Source organism: Paraburkholderia kirstenboschensis (assembly GCF_904848585.1).
Classification (GTDB): Bacteria; Pseudomonadota; Gammaproteobacteria; order Burkholderiales; family Burkholderiaceae; genus Paraburkholderia; species Paraburkholderia kirstenboschensis.
The window spans coordinates 234,099-250,369 of the sequence record NZ_CAJHCR010000008.1; the positions used below are offsets into that span (position 1 = coordinate 234,099).

17 protein-coding genes are annotated in these 16,271 nt (G+C 63.4%); 9 read left to right on the forward strand and 8 right to left on the reverse strand.

The window, feature by feature from the left end; genetic code table 11:
* Window positions 1-105 precede the first annotated feature (105 nt).
* The 5 genes from JMY24_RS21670 to pxpB form a co-directional block, all read right to left on the reverse strand.
* Window positions 106-1,062 (reverse strand): DUF979 domain-containing protein, encoded by a 957-nt coding sequence (locus tag JMY24_RS21670; RefSeq protein ID WP_128595973.1) that lies wholly within the window; start codon window positions 1,060-1,062, stop codon window positions 106-108.
* Window positions 1,059-1,808 carry a DUF969 domain-containing protein gene (locus JMY24_RS21675; protein ID WP_128595972.1) on the reverse strand — a complete coding sequence of 250 codons (750 nt, stop codon included), beginning with the start codon at window positions 1,806-1,808 and terminating at the stop codon, window positions 1,059-1,061. The genes JMY24_RS21670 and JMY24_RS21675 overlap by 4 nt, the downstream gene beginning before the upstream one ends.
* Window positions 1,809-2,063: 255 nt before the next feature.
* Window positions 2,064-2,816: a 5-oxoprolinase subunit PxpA gene (gene pxpA / locus JMY24_RS21680; protein ID WP_128586138.1), complete on the reverse strand. Its 753-nt coding sequence runs from the start codon at window positions 2,814-2,816 to the stop codon at window positions 2,064-2,066.
* A 97-nt stretch (window positions 2,817-2,913) separates the two neighbouring features.
* Complete coding sequence (locus tag JMY24_RS21685; protein WP_201702867.1) at window positions 2,914-3,966, reverse strand: 5-oxoprolinase subunit C family protein; 1,053 nt, start codon at window positions 3,964-3,966, stop codon at window positions 2,914-2,916.
* Complete coding sequence (gene pxpB / locus JMY24_RS21690) at window positions 3,963-4,616, reverse strand: 5-oxoprolinase subunit PxpB (protein WP_201702872.1); 654 nt, start codon at window positions 4,614-4,616, stop codon at window positions 3,963-3,965. The genes JMY24_RS21685 and pxpB overlap by 4 nt, the downstream gene beginning before the upstream one ends.
* Window positions 4,617-4,817: 201 nt before the next feature.
* Between pxpB and JMY24_RS21695 the strand changes: the two genes are divergently transcribed.
* Window positions 4,818-5,330 carry a winged helix DNA-binding protein gene (locus JMY24_RS21695; RefSeq protein ID WP_020070795.1) on the forward strand — a complete coding sequence of 171 codons (513 nt, stop codon included), beginning with the start codon at window positions 4,818-4,820 and terminating at the stop codon, window positions 5,328-5,330.
* Window positions 5,331-5,435: 105 nt separating this feature from the next.
* On the opposite strand, the gene JMY24_RS21700 is transcribed toward JMY24_RS21695, so the two are convergent.
* Entirely contained in the window at window positions 5,436-5,978 is a 543-nt protein-coding gene (locus JMY24_RS21700) for a 5-formyltetrahydrofolate cyclo-ligase (RefSeq protein ID WP_236597471.1), read from the reverse strand.
* A 77-nt stretch (window positions 5,979-6,055) separates the two neighbouring features.
* On the opposite strand from JMY24_RS21700, the gene JMY24_RS21705 reads away from it, so the two are divergent.
* The 4 genes from JMY24_RS21705 (at window position 6,056) to JMY24_RS21720 (ending at window position 10,985) form a co-directional block, all read left to right on the forward strand.
* The gene (locus JMY24_RS21705; protein ID WP_128595970.1) at window positions 6,056-8,023 is read left to right on the forward strand and encodes a lytic transglycosylase domain-containing protein; all 1,968 of its coding nucleotides are present in this window, start codon (window positions 6,056-6,058) and stop codon (window positions 8,021-8,023) included.
* An 81-nt stretch (window positions 8,024-8,104) separates the two neighbouring features.
* Window positions 8,105-9,058 carry a complex I NDUFA9 subunit family protein gene (locus JMY24_RS21710; protein WP_128595969.1) on the forward strand — a complete coding sequence of 318 codons (954 nt, stop codon included), beginning with the start codon at window positions 8,105-8,107 and terminating at the stop codon, window positions 9,056-9,058.
* A gap of 44 nt (window positions 9,059-9,102) precedes the next feature.
* Window positions 9,103-9,756, forward strand: a complete 654-nt coding sequence (locus JMY24_RS21715; RefSeq protein ID WP_128595968.1) for a glutathione S-transferase family protein — start codon at window positions 9,103-9,105, stop codon at window positions 9,754-9,756.
* Window positions 9,753-10,985 carry a multifunctional CCA addition/repair protein gene (locus JMY24_RS21720; protein ID WP_201702873.1) on the forward strand — a complete coding sequence of 411 codons (1,233 nt, stop codon included), beginning with the start codon at window positions 9,753-9,755 and terminating at the stop codon, window positions 10,983-10,985. The genes JMY24_RS21715 and JMY24_RS21720 overlap by 4 nt, the downstream gene beginning before the upstream one ends.
* A gap of 84 nt (window positions 10,986-11,069) precedes the next feature.
* Here the strand turns inward: JMY24_RS21720 and JMY24_RS21725 are convergent, their stop codons facing one another.
* Window positions 11,070-11,264 (reverse strand): DUF2905 domain-containing protein, encoded by a 195-nt coding sequence (locus JMY24_RS21725; RefSeq protein ID WP_020070801.1) that lies wholly within the window; start codon window positions 11,262-11,264, stop codon window positions 11,070-11,072.
* A gap of 16 nt (window positions 11,265-11,280) precedes the next feature.
* Window positions 11,281-12,471, reverse strand: a complete 1,191-nt coding sequence (locus JMY24_RS21730) for a class I SAM-dependent methyltransferase (RefSeq protein ID WP_128595966.1) — start codon at window positions 12,469-12,471, stop codon at window positions 11,281-11,283.
* 13 nt (window positions 12,472-12,484) lie between these two features.
* Here JMY24_RS21730 and JMY24_RS21735 point away from each other — a divergent pair, with 13 nt between their 5' ends.
* From JMY24_RS21735 to glmU, 4 genes are all read left to right on the forward strand, one after another.
* On the forward strand, window positions 12,485-13,303 hold the full coding sequence (locus JMY24_RS21735; RefSeq protein WP_201702874.1) for an SDR family oxidoreductase: 819 nt from the start codon (window positions 12,485-12,487) through the stop codon (window positions 13,301-13,303).
* Window positions 13,304-13,367: 64 nt separating this feature from the next.
* Window positions 13,368-13,763 carry a dihydroneopterin aldolase gene (locus JMY24_RS21740; RefSeq protein WP_128589190.1) on the forward strand — a complete coding sequence of 132 codons (396 nt, stop codon included), beginning with the start codon at window positions 13,368-13,370 and terminating at the stop codon, window positions 13,761-13,763.
* Between the two features lie 3 nt (window positions 13,764-13,766).
* Window positions 13,767-14,741, forward strand: coding sequence for a tRNA 2-thiocytidine(32) synthetase TtcA (ttcA, locus tag JMY24_RS21745; RefSeq protein WP_128595964.1), 975 nt, complete (start codon window positions 13,767-13,769; stop codon window positions 14,739-14,741).
* A 128-nt stretch (window positions 14,742-14,869) separates the two neighbouring features.
* Window positions 14,870-16,231, forward strand: a complete 1,362-nt coding sequence (gene glmU, locus JMY24_RS21750) for a bifunctional UDP-N-acetylglucosamine diphosphorylase/glucosamine-1-phosphate N-acetyltransferase GlmU (RefSeq protein ID WP_201702875.1) — start codon at window positions 14,870-14,872, stop codon at window positions 16,229-16,231.
* The last annotated feature ends 40 nt before the right edge of the window (window positions 16,232-16,271 follow it).

The window sequence follows — 16,271 nt, forward strand, 5'->3', positions numbered from 1 at the left end:
GCATCCTATTTCCCTTGCAGGCTTTTCATGTTTGAGGTGCTTCGCCGATGTGCCGCGGAAACGTCGTGCGACACATCGGAAATTGCTGCATTTTAAGGAACGCTTTTACATGAACATCAGGAAATTAAGCAGGAAGATGTTCACCACCAGCAAGGTCAGCGCGGTCGGTATCTGAACCTTGATCACCGCGTTCTTATCCGGCAGCTCCAGCAACGCCGCCGGCACCATGTTGAAGTTCGCGGCCATCGGCGTCATCAGCGTGCCGCAGTAGCCCGAGAACATGCCGATTGCCACCATTACCGCCGGGTTGCCATGGAACACGCCGACGAGAATCGGCACGCCGACGCCGCCCGTCATCACCGGAAACGCGGCGAAGCCGTTGCCCATGACCATCGTGAAGAGCGCCATGCCGATGCAGTACACGGCCACCGCGATAAACCGGTAGTCGAGGCTGATATACGCCGTGGTCACGTGAGCGACGGCTTTGCCGACACCCGCGTCCGAGAACACGAGGCCGAGCATGCCGAGCATTTGCGGCAACACGGCGGCCCACGAGAGCGCGTCGACGAGGCGGCGCGTTTCCTTCATCGACTGCCCGACGGTGTCGCGCGTCAGCACGCAAGCAATCGCGAGCGCGATTACGCAGCCGATGCCGAAGCCGATCAACGTGACGTTGGCCTTCTCGATCAGCGGAACGCCGCCGAACACGAGGTGGCTCGCCGACAACGTGATGATCACGGTGACCACGGGAATGGTCAGCGCAGGCACGAAAAGCTTGTTGCCAAGGCGTGCGGCGCTCGCCTTGCGCGCTTCGAGCGACAGCACTCGCGGCTTGCCCGCGGTGACGCCGCCGAAGCCTGCAATCAGCGCCATCACGATTACCGCGACGCCGACCACTGCGGGCGGCAGTTTGTCGCCGATCAGAAAGATCAGCGCATAGAGAATCCAGAAGCCGCCGGCCGTCAGGCGGCGCGGATGTTCCTTATCGGCGACGATCATGCCGCCGACGATCAGCAGCACCACGCCCAACAGCCAGAAAAGATAGGTAATCGAGAGCGTCATGCTTTGTCTCCTGCGGCGGATTGCGTCGGCGATACGGCGGCATTGCCCGCTTTCGCGTTGCCGCGCAATTCGCGGTCGAGCTTGCGGTCAAGCAGATACAGGCGGAAGCCGTGAATGAGGAACGCGCAGATTGCAGTGGGAATGCCCCAGACCGCAACGTGGATCGGCTCGACGATAATGCCCGCCTCCTTGAGGAAGGTGGTCATCAGCACGATCGCACCGAACGCAACGAAAATGTCTTCGCCGAAGAAGAGGCCCACGTTATCCGTTGCCGCCGAAAACGCCCGCAGCTTGAAACGCACTGCGTCGCTGATCTTGCCGAAGCGGGTTTCGGTTGCACCTTCGGCCATCGGCGCGATGAGCGGGCGCACCATCTGCGGATGCCCGCCGAGCCCGGTCAGTCCAACTGCCGCAGTCAGCTCGCGCACGAGCAGATAGACGATCAGGAGGCGCCCGGCCGTGGCGGCCTTGATGCCGCTGATCCACGTCTGCGCGCGCTCGCGCAGGCCATGCCGTTCGAGCAGGCCGATCACCGCGAGCGGCAGAAGAATGATCAACGGAATGTTGCGCGTCTTGATGAAGCCAGTGCCGATCTCGGCGAGAATTTTCTCGACCGGAAAATGCGCGGCCAGACCGGTGATGATCGCGGCGACTGCGACGATCAGCATCGGATTGAACCGCAATAAAAAGCCAACGATGATGACGGCCACGCCGATGAGCGGCCATAGACTGACTGTTGTCTGCATCTGGATCTCCAAACAGGTTTCAACGTCGCCGCTTGTGACGGCTAACATGGGCCGGCGCGTGGCGATCCGCGCGCCGTCTTGTTTCCGCGGCTCTTGATGGCCGCGTTGCTACGCACTGCAACTGCTCATGCACCTGCATTCACTGCGATGAATCGACTGCCGATACTGCAAATACGGTACAGCGCCTCGCACCTGGCGAACGCCCCGCATGTAGCGGGGCGTTCAGGACATGGCCAGGATACGGCGGCGCGTGCTTCAGACGCTTGCTGCGCCGGCCGCGTGCACGTCGATACCGGCCTGTTCGAGCGCGCTGCGGATGCGCCGCGCGAACGCGAGTGCATGCGGCCCGTCGCCGTGCAGACAAATGGTCTGCGCGTTAAGCGGCACCCATTGACCGTCGACAGCGCGCACCCGCTGCTCGCGCACCATCGCAAGCGTGCGTTCGAGTACTTCGTCTTCATCTTCGAGGAGCGCGCCGGGTTCCTTGCGCGGCACGAGCGAGCCGTCGGCGCGATAGCCGCGATCGGCGAACACCTCTTCGATGGCGGTCAGCCCCGCGTTGCGCGCGGCCGTCACGAGACCGCTGTTGGCAAGCGCGAAGACCGCGACCGACGGATCGAAGTCATGCACGGCCGAGACGATCGCGTCGGCGATCTTCGCGTCGCGCGCGGCCTGATTGTAAAGAGCGCCATGCGGTTTCACGTGCGCGATGCGCCCGCCCTCGGCCTGCGCGATCGCCGACAGTGCGCCGAGTTGATACAGCACGCCCGCGTAGATGTCGCCAGCCGGCAAGTCCATCTCCTTGCGGCCGAAATTCTCCGGATCGTTGAAGCTCGGATGCGCTCCGATCGACACGCCTTTTTGCACCGCCCAACGCACGCAGTCGCGCATTGCATTGGCGCCGCCCGCGTGCCAGCCGCACGCAATATTCGCGGAGCTGACGAGGTCGAGCAGCGCCTCGTCGGAGCCGCAGCCTTCGCCGAGGTCGGCGTTCAGATCGATTTCCATGATGTTCCTCTACTCTCAAGAAAACGCCGGGCCGCCCCAAGTTTTCTTGCCCCTCGATAGGCCGGGCGCGACGCGCCAGGTTTCGGGGCGGTCATTGTCACAACGCTGCGGCGGCCATCTGCCGTGCGCAACGTTCTTCATGCATTGCTATGGCGGCGTCGATTTGCCGCAAATAGGTGCGCTCTTCCAGTAAAGCGTGGCGCGCTTCGTAGGGTGTGGTGGGAATGAAGCGGACCGCCGCATTCAGCCGCACCTGGGCGAGCTTCCACAAGTCGGCCTGAATGACCGCGCCGATCTTCGGATACCCGCCGGTAGTCTGCGCGTCGCTCATCAGCACGATCGGCTGGCCGTTCGGCGGCACCTGAATCGTGCCCGGCAGCACCGCGTGTGACAGCAGATCCGCTTTGACTTTGCGCTTCAGTTCCGTGCCGGCGAGCCGGTAGCCCATGCGGTTGCTGTTCGGCGTGACCAGCCACTCGTCGGACCAGAAAGACTCGTGGGCTTCTTCGGTGAAGCTGTCGTACTCGGGGCCGCGCAACACGCGAATAGGGACCGCCCAAGGCACGCCTGTCGGGTGACGGCCGCGCCGCAGCGGTTCGTCCACGAGCACGAACTTGCACCAGGCAGGCGCTTTGACGCCGAACTCCGGCGCCTCGGGCGAGAAGCCGACGTGCGCGCGCTGCGGCGGCGCGCCGACCGGCAGGCGGTCGCCGTCGCGCAGCGCGCGGCCCCCGAGGCCGCCGAAGTGAGCGGCGAGGTCGGTGCTGCGCGAGCCGAGCATCGGCAATACGTCGATGCCGCCCGCTATGCACACGTAGCCGCGCATGCCGCGCTTCGCCGCGTTCAGCACCAGCTCCTGGCCGGCCTTCACGGGCAGGCTCCACCAGGAGTAGACGGGCTTGCCGTCGAGCGTCGCGCCGAATTCGGTGCCGGTGATGGCCACCCGCGTCGCGCGCAAAAAGCGCAGCACGGTGGGGCCGAAGGTAATTTCGAGACCTGCGGCGTCGGGCCGGTTGCCGACGAGCCGGTTGCCGACTTCCAGCGACAGGCGGTCGAGCGCCCCGCCCATCGCGACGCCCAGATGCCGGTAGCCGTGACGGCCGAGGTCCTGAATCGTGGTCAGAAGACCTGCGCGAATCACGTCGATCATGCGTGTATCCCCGCAATCGTAAAGCGCACCCGGTCCCCCGGCTGCAACAAGGTGGGCGGGCGGCGCGTCGGGTCGAACAGCGGCAGTTCGGTGCGGCCGATCAGTTGCCAGCCGCCGGGCGACGTGGCCGGGTAAATGCCCGTCTGCTCCCCGCCGATGCCGACCGAACCGGCCGGCACTTCGAGTCGCGGCGATGCGCGGCGCGGTGTGTGCAGCGCCTCTTCCAGTCCGCCCATATAGGCGAAGCCCGGCTGAAAGCCGAGGAAAAACACCACGTATTCGCCACCCGAATGTCGCTCGATCACCTCGCGCACGCTCAAGCCCGTGTGGTTCGCCACGGCACCGAGGTCGGGACCGAACTCCCCGCCGTACTGAACCGGGACTTCGACTTCGCGGCCCGCCGCGGGCGCTGCGCTGACCGCTTGCCAGGCATCCTGCAGCCGGGCGGTTAGCGCGTCACGGTCGCCTTCGACGGGATCGAACACGAGCGTCAGGTTGTTCATGCCCGGCACGACCTCGAGCACATGAGGCCAGTCCTGCGCCAACTCGGCAGCCGCCCACACGCGGCGCTGGCAGTCCAGCGTCGCGGGTGGGGGCGCCTCGCAGACAAGCGCGGCGTCGCCGAGCGGAAAAATTCTGGGTTGGCTCATGGCTTGAAGACCCGAAGAAGTCGAAGAGTTCTGCGTTGGACGCCGTCGGAAACCACGGGGGCGGGTTACGCGACGTCTGAAGCGTACATTGTCAATAAAATATCAACAATTTATCAATAAGAGTTTTCGCCAGGCTCGCCGCCGTGTGCTGCTCGTCGTACACTGCCGACACTCTCCATCCCGTTTTCCTGAGAAATTCACATGTCGCGGCATCCCACCAAGATCGTCTCGTCGGAACATCTCGTGTCGGACACGAGCGCGGAACTGTCCGAGCTCGAGTACGCGCTCATCATGGCCGGCAACGCATTCAACCGATGGATGGTGCGCTGCATGTCGGCCGCCGGGGACAAGGACATGACCGCCATCGAGGTTTCGCTGCTGCATCACGTGAGTCATCGCGAGCGCCGCAAAAAGCTGGCCGACATCTGCTTCGTGCTCAACATAGAAGACACGCACGTCGCGACCTATGCGCTGAAGAAGCTCGTAGCTAGAGGGTATGTAAAAAGCGAAAAGACCGGCAAGGAAGTGTTTTTTTCGGCGACGGAAGCGGGCCGCGCACTGTGCCTGAAGTATCGGGAGGTGCGCGAGAGTTGTCTCATCTCGACGCTGAAGGAAAGCGGCCTCACCAACGAGCAGATCGGCGACGCGGCGCAACTGATGCGCAACGCGTCAGGAATGTACGACACGGCCGCGCGCGCGGCGGCGTCGCTATGAAAGTGAGGCGCTGAGGTGCGCACCCGCGCGCATGAGCTTGCTGGCCGCGCGCAAACCGCGTGAGCCACACTAAGCGGCGTCGCGCCGGTCGCTCACCAGACGCACCTAGCCGACGGCCCGCGCGTGAAGCCCTGTCTCGGTCACGATCATGTCTAGCGGAATGTCATGCACCTCGCGCTCCAGCGCAGGGGTGCGGCATGCGTCATACGCCACACCCACCGTGATCGGCTTCTTCGCGCCGGGCCAGCCGGCGAGCGTGCGGTCGTAATAGCCGCCGCCATAACCGAGCCGGTAGCCGTCGGCGTCGAAACCGACGCAGGGCACGAGCAGTAGTTCGGGAATCACCATTCGCCCGGTAGTGGGCTCCGCGATCTTGTGATGACCGACTTTCATCGGCGTATCCGGCGACCATGCGTGGAACTCGAGCGGCAGCCCGCGTTCCTTGATGATCGGCATACTGGCTTCGCGTTGCGGACTGCCGGTGAGCCAGATGGAGATCGCTGCGCGCGCATCGAATTCGCCCGCCAGCGGCCAGTAGAACCCCACGCTTTGCGCGTCGAAATGCTTGAGCGCATCGAGAACGCGGCGCCCGAGCGCGGCATTGTTCGTCGGCTCGGAAGCCGCTTGTAGCCTTGCTTCCAATAGCATTCTACGCAGCGCCTTTTTCGATTCCGCGACAGGGTTGCATGCTATGCTTGGGTTCAATTCGCGCTCCAGAAACAACGATGTCAAAAAGTCTTTATCGAGTATATCGCGCGGCCGGCATGGCGTTAGCCGCAGCGGCGCTCGTCGCATGCAGCACGGCGTCAGCCGTCAAGCCTCTTCCCATTTCGCAGCTCACCAACGACGATCAGATTTTCGTCCAGTTGCGCGAGGCCGCCCGCAATAACGACGCGGCTCGTGCCGTGCAGTTGGCGAGCATGATCCCGAGCTATCCGGCGCCTTCGTATCTGGAGTACTTCCAGATCAAGCCACAACTCTTCGATTCGAGCGGCCATGCGCGCGTCGACGCGCCAGACGCGCCGGTGCTCGCGTTCCTGCAGAAGTACGACGGCCAGGCGATCGCCGACCGCATGCGCAACGACTACCTCACGGTGCTCGGCACGCGCCACGACTGGCGCGCCTTCGACCAGCAATATGCGCGCTTCGTGCTGAACGACGATACGCAGGTCAAGTGCTATGCACTCGAATCGCGTGCGTCGCGCGGCGAGAATGTGGCGGACGCGGCGCGCGCACTGCTCGTCGATCCGAAATGGTACGGCGACGGCTGCGTCGATCTGATCACGGTGCTCGGCGTGAACAAGCAGTTCAGCACCGACGACATCTGGCAACAGATCCGTCTCGCGTACGAACAGAATTATCCGAATACCGGCAGCAAGCTGATCGACGCGCTGGGCGACCAGGCGCCCGATCCGGTGCTGTTCGGCCAGGCTACCAGTACGCCGCCGTTGTTGCTCGCGCGCGGTGTCAGTCCCGATGCGCAATCGCATCAACTCGCGTTGCTCGCCATCACGCGCATGGCTCGCAACGATCCCGCCATGGCCGCGGCCACGTTCTCGTCTGTCGCGCCGTCGCTGAATTCGCCGGAGCGCGCCATCGGTTGGGGCACCATTGCCTACCAGGCGGCCGCCAAGCAGATGCCGAGTGCCACCGACTGGTACAGGTTGTCGGCGAACGCGCCGCTATCCAATCCCGCATATGAATGGCGCACACGCACCGCGCTGCTCGCGGGAGACTGGAACATGGTGCGCTGGTCGATCGAGCAGATGCCGGTGGCACTGCGCAATCAGCCGTCGTGGGTCTATTGGCATGCCCGCGCGCTCAAGCAGGCGGGCGACACGACCACGGCCAACCAGGAATTCGAGTCGATCTCGCAGGGTTTTAACTTCTACGGGCAACTGGCCGCTGAAGAACTCGGGCAGAAGATTTCGGTGCCGCCGAAAACCATGGTGACCGATTCCGAAGTCCAGCAGGCCGGCAACACGCCTGGTTTCGATCTGGCGCAGCGATTCTACGCGCTGAACCTGCGGCTGGAAGGCAATCGCGAATGGAACTGGCCGCTGCGCACCATGAGCGACCGTCAGCTGCTTGCCACCGCCGAATACGCGCGCCGTATCCAGCTGTATGACCGCACCGTCAACACCGCCGACCGCACAAAAACCGAACACGATTTCTCGCTCCGTTACCTGTCGCCGTTCCGCGACATCGTCGAACGCGATGCGCAGTCGAGCGGCCTCGACGTGGAATGGGCGTACGGGCTGATTCGCCAGGAATCGCGCTTCATCATCAACGCGCGCTCTGAAGTCGGCGCGGGCGGTTTGATGCAACTAATGCCCGGCACTGCGCAACTCGTCGCGAAGAAGATCGGCCTCGGCCCGATTTCGCGCGAGCAGATGAACGACATCAACACCAACATCCTGCTGGGCACGAACTACCTGTCGATGATCTACAATCAGTTCGATGGTTCCGCCGTGCTGGCCACCGCGGGTTACAACGCAGGGCCGGGCCGTCCGCGCAACTGGCGGCAGACGTTGCAGCATCCGGTTGAAGGCGCGATCTTCGCCGAGGCGATTCCCTTCCAGGAAACGCGTGACTACGTGAAGAATGTGTTGTCCAACACGGTCTACTACGCGGCATTGTTCGAAGGCCGTCCGCAATCGCTGAAGGCGCGTCTAGGTTACATCGCACCGTAAGCGCCGTGCCACCGCTGCCTCGGTGCGAGGTAGCGGTGCGCCACGCCAGCCGTTGCCGCGGCTTCCACCAGGGAGTCGAAAATGCGACATAAAGCCATTGCGATCATAGGCGGTTCCGGTTTTATCGGAAGCCATCTCGTCAACGCCCTCGTTGAAGTGGGCAAAGACGTGCGCATCGCCACACGGCGACGCTATAACGCGCGCCACCTCACGCTGCTTCCTATCGACGTGGTCGAGACCGATGTCTTCGATCCAGTCCAACTCGCGCGCTTCGTCGAGGGCACCGACTGTGTGATCAATCTCGTCGGCACGCTGCACGGCAAGCGCCGCACGCCATACGGTCCCGAATTCGCGCGCGCTCACGTCGAATTGCCCACCAAGATTGCGGCGGCTTGCGAAGGCAAGGGCGTGCATCGGCTAATTCATTTGAGCGCGCTCGGCGCCGACTCGAACGGCCCGAGCATGTACGCGCGCTCGAAGGGCGACGGCGAGAAAGCCGTGCACGCGTCGAATCTTGCGTGGACGGTTTTCCGGCCATCCGTGGTGTTCGGTCCGGAAGACCAGTTTCTCAACAAGTTCGCTTTCCTGCAGCGCATTTTCCCGGTGATCCCGCTTGCAATGCCGGACGCAAAATTCCAGCCGGTCTATGTCGGCGACGTCGCGAAGGCGATCGTCAACGTGCTCGATCTGGACGCGGCCAGCGGCAAAACCTACGAGCTTGGCGGCCCAAGCATCTATTCGCTCGAAGAGCTCGTCAAATATTGCGGCGATGTGATCGGCCGGCACGCGAGCATCATCCGCCTGCCGCAAATGCTGGCGCGCATGCAGGCAATGACCTTTGAAATGGCGCCCGGTGAACCCGTCATCACGCGCGACAATCTCGATTCGATGAAAGTCGATAATGTGCTGAGCCGGCCGCTCGCACCCGAGCTTGGCCTCGAGCCGGCCAGCATCGAAACCATCGCGCCTGTCTATCTGACCGGGGCGTCGGCACGCTCGCGTTTCGATGCGTTTCGCGCAAGCGCGGGGCGCTGAACCTTTTTACTTTCTTCCTCATACTCTTCCTCATACGAACCCGCATGAAGCTGCTTATTGGTGACAAGAACTATTCGTCGTGGTCGATGCGTCCGTGGCTGCTGTTCAAGCATTTCGGCATTGCATTCGACGAAGTCCTGATTCATCTGGACCAGCCCGGCACCAATGCTGCCGTGCTTGCTCATGCGCCGAACGGGCCGGGCAAGATCCCATGTCTGATCGACGATGCGGGCCTTGCCGTCTGGGATTCTCTGGCAATCGCCGAGACGCTGGCCGAGCGCTTCCCTCAGCCCGCGCTGTGGCCGCGCGACCCGGCGGCGCGTGCGCATGCCCGCAGCGTGAGCGCCGAGATGCATTCCGGCTTCGGCGAATTGCGCTCGAACATGTGGATGAACATTCGCGCGTCGTTCCCCGGCAAGAACGCGAAGCCAGGCGTGCTGGCCGACATCGCGCGTATCGAGGCGATCTGGCGCAACTGTCTGGACACATATGGCGGTCCTTTCCTGTTCGGCGAGTTCACCATTGCGGACGCGATGTATGCGCCGGTGGCCATGCGCTTCAACACGTGGCAGCCGGCGCTGTCCGAGACGTCGGCGGGGTATGTGCGCCGGATCAAGGCCGTGCCCGCCGTAAAAGCCTGGATCGACGACGCGCTCAGCGAGACGCACGCCGTTGCATATCTCGACGAATGCCCATGAACATCTATGCAGTAGGCGGCGCGATTCGCGACGAACTGCTGGGCGTGCCGGTTCAGGATCGCGATTACGTGGTGGTCGGCGCAACGCCCGAGCAGATGGTCGCGCAGGGCTACCGTCCGGTCGGCAAGGACTTCCCCGTGTTCCTGCATCCGCAGACGCACGAGGAGTACGCGCTCGCGCGCACCGAGCGGAAAACCGCGGCGGGTTATCACGGCTTCCAGTTTTTCTACGCGCCCGACGTGACGCTCGAAGAAGACCTTGCGCGCCGCGACCTGACAATCAACGCAATGGCTCGCGAGGTGCGTCCGGGAGGCGAACTGACCGGCCCGGTGATCGATCCGTTCGGCGGTCAGCGCGACTTGCAGGCAAAGCTCTTCCGCCACGTCAGCGACGCGTTTCTCGAAGATCCCGTGCGCATCTTGCGGATTGCACGCTTCGCCGCGCGTTTCGCCGATTTCACCGTCGCGCCCGAGACACTCGCGCTCATGCGCAAGATGGTGGCGGACGGCGAAGTGGACGCGCTTGTCGCAGAGCGCGTGTGGCAGGAGGTGTCGCGCGGTTTGATGGAGAAGAAGCCGTCGCGCATGTTCGAAGTACTGCGCGATTGCGGCGCATTGGCGCGAATTCTGCCGGAGATCGACGCGCTGTTCGGCGTGCCGCAGCGCGCCGACTATCACCCCGAGGTCGATACGGGCGTGCACGTAATGATGGTGCTCGACCACGCTGCGCAGCAGGGTTATGCGCTGCCCGTGCGGTTTGCCGCGCTGACGCATGACCTCGGCAAAGCCACCACGCCCGAAGATATCCTGCCGCGGCATATCGGCCACGAAGGACGCAGCGTGGATCTGCTCAAGCCCCTATGCGAGCGCTTGCGTGTCCCGAACGAATGTCGCGACCTCGCTGTGCTGGTGGCGCGCGAGCACGGCAACATTCATCGCGTGATGGAAATGGGCGCGGCTGCGCTCGTGAGGCTGCTCGAGCGCAGCGACGCGATACGCAAGCCTTCGCGTTTCGCGGAAGCACTGCAGGCTTGCGAGGCGGACGCGCGAGGCCGGCTCGGTTTCGAAGCGCGAGAGTATCCGCAGGCGGAGCGTTTGCGAGTCGCGCTCGTCGCAGCGCGGGGCGTGGACGCGGGCGCCGTCGCCAGGCGGCTCGCCGATACGCCGGCCGGCATCAAGGACGCCGTGCATGAAGAACGCGTGCGTGCTGTGGCCGTGGCGCTAGAGTGAGTGAAGTGGGGCGGTAGCGTGCGGGCGGTGTTGCTGGAAGTGCTATCTGGGCTGTCGCTGCCGCGATCAAACCGCAAGGCGGCTTTATAAAAGCCTAGCGATAAGCGACAGCAGCATCGACAGCAACAACGTCGACATAAACGGAAAGTGATATTCGCGTCCGAAGAGACGCACGCTAACGTCGCCGGGCATTCGTCCAATGCCGAGCTTTCGAAGCCACGGCCAGCAAGCCGACAGCACCGCGAGGGCAACAAAAGTAGTCAACAGCCAGCGGATCATCGCAAGTACCCCGGCATTACAGCGTGTGCGACCGGTCGCCGCTGGAAAACGCCTGCAGCGTGTCTTCCAGTCCGCGCGAGAACGCGATCACCTTGAACAGTTCGCCCATTTCGGCCTCCGACAACAGCTTTTGCACCGCGTTCGCCGCGGGCAGAAAGCGCGCTGTGTCGGCGGGATCGATTTCGGCTAACACGTCCGTAATGCCCGCATTCAGCAAGAAGCGGGCTTGCGACGTGAACCCCAGCAGATCGGCGCCTGTTTCGACGCCCGCTTCGGCGATACCAGTGAATTCCACGTGCGCGGTAATGTCCTGCAAGCCCGGATAGACAAATGGATCGCCATGCGCGCGGTGCCGGTAGTGGCACATCAGCGTGCCTTGCGCGCGCTGCGCATGGTAGTACTCGTGACGCGGGAAACCGTAGTCGATGAAAAACGCCGCGCCGCGTGCGAGCATTGTGCAGACGGTGCGCGTGAAGGCGCGTGCGGCGTCGTGCGTTTCGGCGAGGTAATCGCCGCCGGCCGTGTCGATCTCGGACAGCAATGCCACATCGGCGGATGCGGAAACCCGGCGGTCTTCGAATGCGAACCACCCGTCGCGCCATGCAACACCGCGTTCCCGCCAGGCGCCGTCGACGGAAGCGAAAAGCCGCACCGGCATCGCGTCCAACACTTCATTGCCGATCACCACGCCCTCGAAGCGCTCCGGCAATGAGTCCAGCCAGCGCACTTTGCCTGCGAGCGCGGGTGCGGCGGCTTCGATCGTTTCACGCTGACGCTCGCGCAATTCCCCCGACAGATCGACGATCGAATAGCTGTCGAATTCGGCGGCGAGCGCGGCGAGCGCGTTCAGCAGACCGGCCGCGAGTTTGCCGGTGCCGGCGCCGAACTCCATCACGTCGCGCGTACCGCTTGCCTGCAGCGCTTCGGCGATGGGACGCGCCAGTGTTGCCGCGAACAGCGGCGATAGTTCGGGCGCCGTGACGAAGTCGCTACCGTCGTCGCCACGCAAGCCGAATTTGCGGGCGCCGCCGCTGTAGTAGCCGAGTCCGGGCGCGTACAGCGCGCGCTCCATATAGCGGTCGAACGGCAACCAGCCGCCGGCGTCTTCGAGTTCCGCTCGAATCAGCGCGACAAGCGCTTCGGACTGCGCGAGCGCGCTCGGGCCGGGAGCAGGTAAACTATCGGGTTGGTGAGCTTTCGGATTCATTCCCGCATTGTAAATGACCGCTTCTATGGACACCGCCGCCGCCCGCGCGCCTGAAACGCCGCGTGTCGTGCTGATTACCGGCGCCGCGCGCCGCATCGGACGCTCGCTCGCGCTCGGCTTTGCCGCGCGCGGCTGGGACGTGGCCGTCCATTACGGCGCGTCGCGCGGGGAAGCGGAAGAGGTGGTCGCCGAAATTGCGGGCATGGGCCGCCGGGCGGTGGCCTTGCACGCGGAACTGAGCGACGAGGCGCAGGTCGCGGCCCTATTGCCGGCCTGCACCGCGGCGCTCGGACGGCCGGTGTGCATCGTCAACAATGCGTCGAGCTTCGAGGAAGACACGCCCCTCGACGTCGGCTACGAACTGCTGCTGAAGCTGACCGCGATCAACCTCGGCGCGCCGCTCGTGCTGGCCCGCATGCTGTTCGACGCGACGCCGCAAGCCGCGCTCGTCGACGAGACCCAGCGCAGCGTCGTGATCAACGTGCTGGACCAGAAGCTGTACAACATGAATCCGGATTACCTGTCGTATACGCTGTCGAAGGCGGCGTTGCAGACAGCCACGGTCGCGCTGGCGCAGGCGTTGGCGCCGAAAGTGCGCGTGGTCGGACTCGCGCCTGGTCTGACCATGCAATCCGCCGATCAGACGGCGGAGAATTTCGCGGCCGCTCACCGGGTGACGCCTTTGGGCCGTGCGTCGCGGCCGGAGGATATTGTTGCCGCCGCGCTGTATCTCGCGGACGCAACCGGTGTCACAGGAACGACGCTGGTGGTCGACGGCGGGCAGCACCTCGTGCCGCTGCCGCGCGACGTGATGTTTTTAACGGGTTTTTAATGGTTTCTAGTGGGCGCCTGAGTGCTCTTTGCGTGCCCCCACGCTCTTTTGGACTGGAACGAACATGTTTGCCGCTCTTTCGCATCCCCGGCTCGCCGATTGCCGCCGACTCTTTCTGCGCAATTACGAAGTGCACATCAACATAGGCGTGCACGACTTCGAAAAGCGCGGCGAACAGCGCGTCGTGATCAACGTCGAACTGTTCGTGCCGCTCGCGCTCTCCACGCCGGTTGAGGACAAGCTGAACGAAGTGGTCGACTACGACTTCATGCGTTCGACCATTTCGCGCCGCGTCGAGCAAGGCCATATTCACTTGCAGGAAACGCTGTGCGACGACCTCGTCAAGACCATGCTCGAGCATCCGCAAGTGCGGGCCGCGCGCGTCTCGACCGAAAAGCCGGACGTTTATCCCGACTGCGACGCGGTGGGCGTCGAAGTTTTCCGTATCAAAGAGGATTGAGCCATGAATGCTCCGGAAATCATTGACGACACCACGCCTGCGACCCGTCAGAAGTCGCCGCTCACGCGCCGCGAGCAGAAGGAAGCGTATGAGAACAACAAGCTCTTCAAGCGGCTCGCGCGCCAGGTGGGCGAGGCGATCGGCGACTTCAACATGATCGAGGACGGCGACAAGGTGATGGTCTGCCTGTCGGGCGGCAAGGACAGCTATGCGATGCTCGACGTGCTGATGCGGCTGCGCGAACGCGCGCCGATCAACTTCGACATCGTTGCGGTGAATCTCGACCAGAAGCAGCCCGGCTTTCCCGAGCATGTGTTGCCCGAGTATCTGAAGCAGCTCGACATACCGTTTCACATCGAAAATCAGGACACGTATAGCATCGTCAAGCGACTGGTGCCCGAGGGCAAGACCACCTGCTCGCTGTGCTCGCGGCTGCGGCGCGGCATTCTGTATCGTGTGGCGGGCGAGCTTGGCGCGACCAAGATCGCGCTCGGCCATCATCGCGACGACATTCTTCAAACGTTGTTGCTGAACATGTTCTACGGCGGCAAGCTGAAGGGTATGCCGCCCAAGCTGCAATCGGACGACGGCAGGAATATCGTGATCCGTCCGCTCGCCTACGTGAAGGAAACCGATCTGGAAAAGTACGCCGAGTTGCGTGAATTCCCGATCATTCCGTGCAATCTGTGCGGCAGCCAGCCGAATCTGAAACGCGCGGAAATGAAGGCACTGATCCGTGATTGGGAAAAACGCTTTCCGGGGCGCATCGAAAATATGTTCAACGCGTTGTCGAATGTCGTGCAGTCGCACTTGATGGATCACAAGCTGTTTCCGTTCGCGGGCCTGCGTGCCACCGGCGAGGCCGATCCGCAAGGCGACATCGCGTTCGACGAAGAACCTTGCTCGACCGACGCCGATAATGGCGCACCGCTTGGCGCCGCGCGGCCGATCTCGATCGTCCAGTTCGACGATCTTTGATTCGAAGGCTCGCAAAAAAGGCGTCTGCGCGCGTCCTTTCGCTTGCAAAATGGCCGCTTTCGCGGTCATTTCGACAAGAGCGTGCGTGATAGAATCGTCGGCTCCGAACTCGTCTATATGCCGACGCCATGAACATCGTGATTTTGGCGGCAGGCACCGGTAAGCGCATGCGTTCCGCGCTTCCCAAGGTGCTCCATCCCCTGGCCGGCCGGCCGCTCCTCGCTCATGTCATCGAGACTGCACGCACACTGAAGCCCACGCGGCTCGTCGTGGTGATCGGTCACGGTGCCGAATTGGTCCGCGAAACCGTTGCCGCGCCCGACGTGCAGTTCGCCGTACAGGAACAGCAGCTAGGCACGGGCCACGCGGTGCAGCAGGCTTTGCCGCTTCTCGATCCGTCCGTGCCCACGCTCGTGCTCTACGGCGACGTGCCGCTTACGCGCGCAAACACGCTCCGGGCGCTGGTAGAGCGCGCGGGCCAGCATGGTTACGGCGTCCTGACGGTGACGCTTGCCGACCCGAGCGGCTACGGCCGCATCGTGCGCGATTCGCAGGGCAAGGTGTCCCGCATCGTCGAGCAGAAAGACGCGAACGCCGACCAGGTTCTGATTGCCGAGATCAACACGGGCATTATCGTTGCACCCACCGAGCGTCTGTCTGGCTGGCTCGCCGCGCTGAGGAACGACAACGCGCAAGGCGAGTTCTATCTGACCGATGCGGTCGAAATGGCGATCGAAACGGGCCTCGAAGTCGTCACCACGCAGCCTCAAGATGAATGGGAAACGCTCGGCGTGAACAGCAAGCAGCAGCTTGCCGAGCTGGAACGGATTCATCAGCGCAACGTGGCTGACGCGCTGCTCGTGTCCGGCGTGACGCTCGCCGATCCGGCGCGCGTAGACGTGCGCGGCACGCTGGAGTGCGGCCGCGACGTGTCGATCGACGTGAACTGCGTGTTCGAGGGCCGCGTAACGCTGGCTGATAACGTGACGATCGGGCCGAACTGCGTGATCCGCAATGCGACCATCGGCGCCGGTACGCGGGTCGATGCGTTCACGCATATCGAAGGCGCGGAAGTCGGCGCGAATGTCGTGCTCGGGCCTTATGCACGCTTGCGCCCGGGCGCGTCGTTGCACGATGAATCGCATGTCGGCAATTTCGTCGAGGTAAAGAACGCGGTGCTCGGCCGTGGCTCGAAAGCGAATCACCTCACGTATATCGGCGACTCGGATATTGGCGCGCGAGTGAACATCGGCGCGGGCACCATCACGTGCAATTACGACGGTGCCAACAAATTCCGCACGATCATCGAAGACGACGTATTCGTCGGTTCAGACACGCAACTGGTTGCGCCGGTGCGTGTAAAGCGGGGCGCGACAATCGCGGCGGGCACCACGGTCTGGAAGGACGTCGAAGCAGACGCGCTGGTCCTGAACGACAAGACGCAAACCAGCAAGACGGGCTACGTACGCCCGACTAAAAAGAAGAGTTGATGGAACGGCGCGGGGCGATGCGCCCCGCAAGCCTCCAGCA

Excerpts from the sequence above, each read along its gene's own strand:
- JMY24_RS21725 (WP_020070801.1), bottom strand. The coding sequence starts at position 11,264 with ATGATCCGCTGGCTGTTGACTACTTTTGTTGCCCTCGCGGTGCTGTCG.
- JMY24_RS21695 (WP_020070795.1), top strand. The coding sequence starts at position 4,818 with ATGTCGCGGCATCCCACCAAGATCGTCTCGTCGGAACATCTCGTGTCG.
- JMY24_RS21700 (WP_236597471.1), bottom strand. The coding sequence starts at position 5,978 with ATGCTATTGGAAGCAAGGCTACAAGCGGCTTCCGAGCCGACGAACAAT.
- JMY24_RS21670 (WP_128595973.1), bottom strand. The coding sequence starts at position 1,062 with ATGACGCTCTCGATTACCTATCTTTTCTGGCTGTTGGGCGTGGTGCTG.
- glmU (WP_201702875.1), top strand. The coding sequence starts at position 14,870 with ATGAACATCGTGATTTTGGCGGCAGGCACCGGTAAGCGCATGCGTTCC.
- JMY24_RS21735 (WP_201702874.1), top strand. The coding sequence starts at position 12,485 with ATGACCGCTTCTATGGACACCGCCGCCGCCCGCGCGCCTGAAACGCCG.
- JMY24_RS21730 (WP_128595966.1), bottom strand. The coding sequence starts at position 12,471 with ATGAATCCGAAAGCTCACCAACCCGATAGTTTACCTGCTCCCGGCCCG.
- JMY24_RS21675 (WP_128595972.1), bottom strand. The coding sequence starts at position 1,808 with ATGCAGACAACAGTCAGTCTATGGCCGCTCATCGGCGTGGCCGTCATC.
- JMY24_RS21705 (WP_128595970.1), top strand. The coding sequence starts at position 6,056 with ATGTCAAAAAGTCTTTATCGAGTATATCGCGCGGCCGGCATGGCGTTA.
- pxpB (WP_201702872.1), bottom strand. The coding sequence starts at position 4,616 with ATGAGCCAACCCAGAATTTTTCCGCTCGGCGACGCCGCGCTTGTCTGC.
- JMY24_RS21685 (WP_201702867.1), bottom strand. The coding sequence starts at position 3,966 with ATGATCGACGTGATTCGCGCAGGTCTTCTGACCACGATTCAGGACCTC.
- JMY24_RS21740 (WP_128589190.1), top strand. The coding sequence starts at position 13,368 with ATGTTTGCCGCTCTTTCGCATCCCCGGCTCGCCGATTGCCGCCGACTC.
- pxpA (WP_128586138.1), bottom strand. The coding sequence starts at position 2,816 with ATGGAAATCGATCTGAACGCCGACCTCGGCGAAGGCTGCGGCTCCGAC.
- ttcA (WP_128595964.1), top strand. The coding sequence starts at position 13,767 with ATGAATGCTCCGGAAATCATTGACGACACCACGCCTGCGACCCGTCAG.
- JMY24_RS21715 (WP_128595968.1), top strand. The coding sequence starts at position 9,103 with ATGAAGCTGCTTATTGGTGACAAGAACTATTCGTCGTGGTCGATGCGT.
- JMY24_RS21710 (WP_128595969.1), top strand. The coding sequence starts at position 8,105 with ATGCGACATAAAGCCATTGCGATCATAGGCGGTTCCGGTTTTATCGGA.
- JMY24_RS21720 (WP_201702873.1), top strand. The coding sequence starts at position 9,753 with ATGAACATCTATGCAGTAGGCGGCGCGATTCGCGACGAACTGCTGGGC.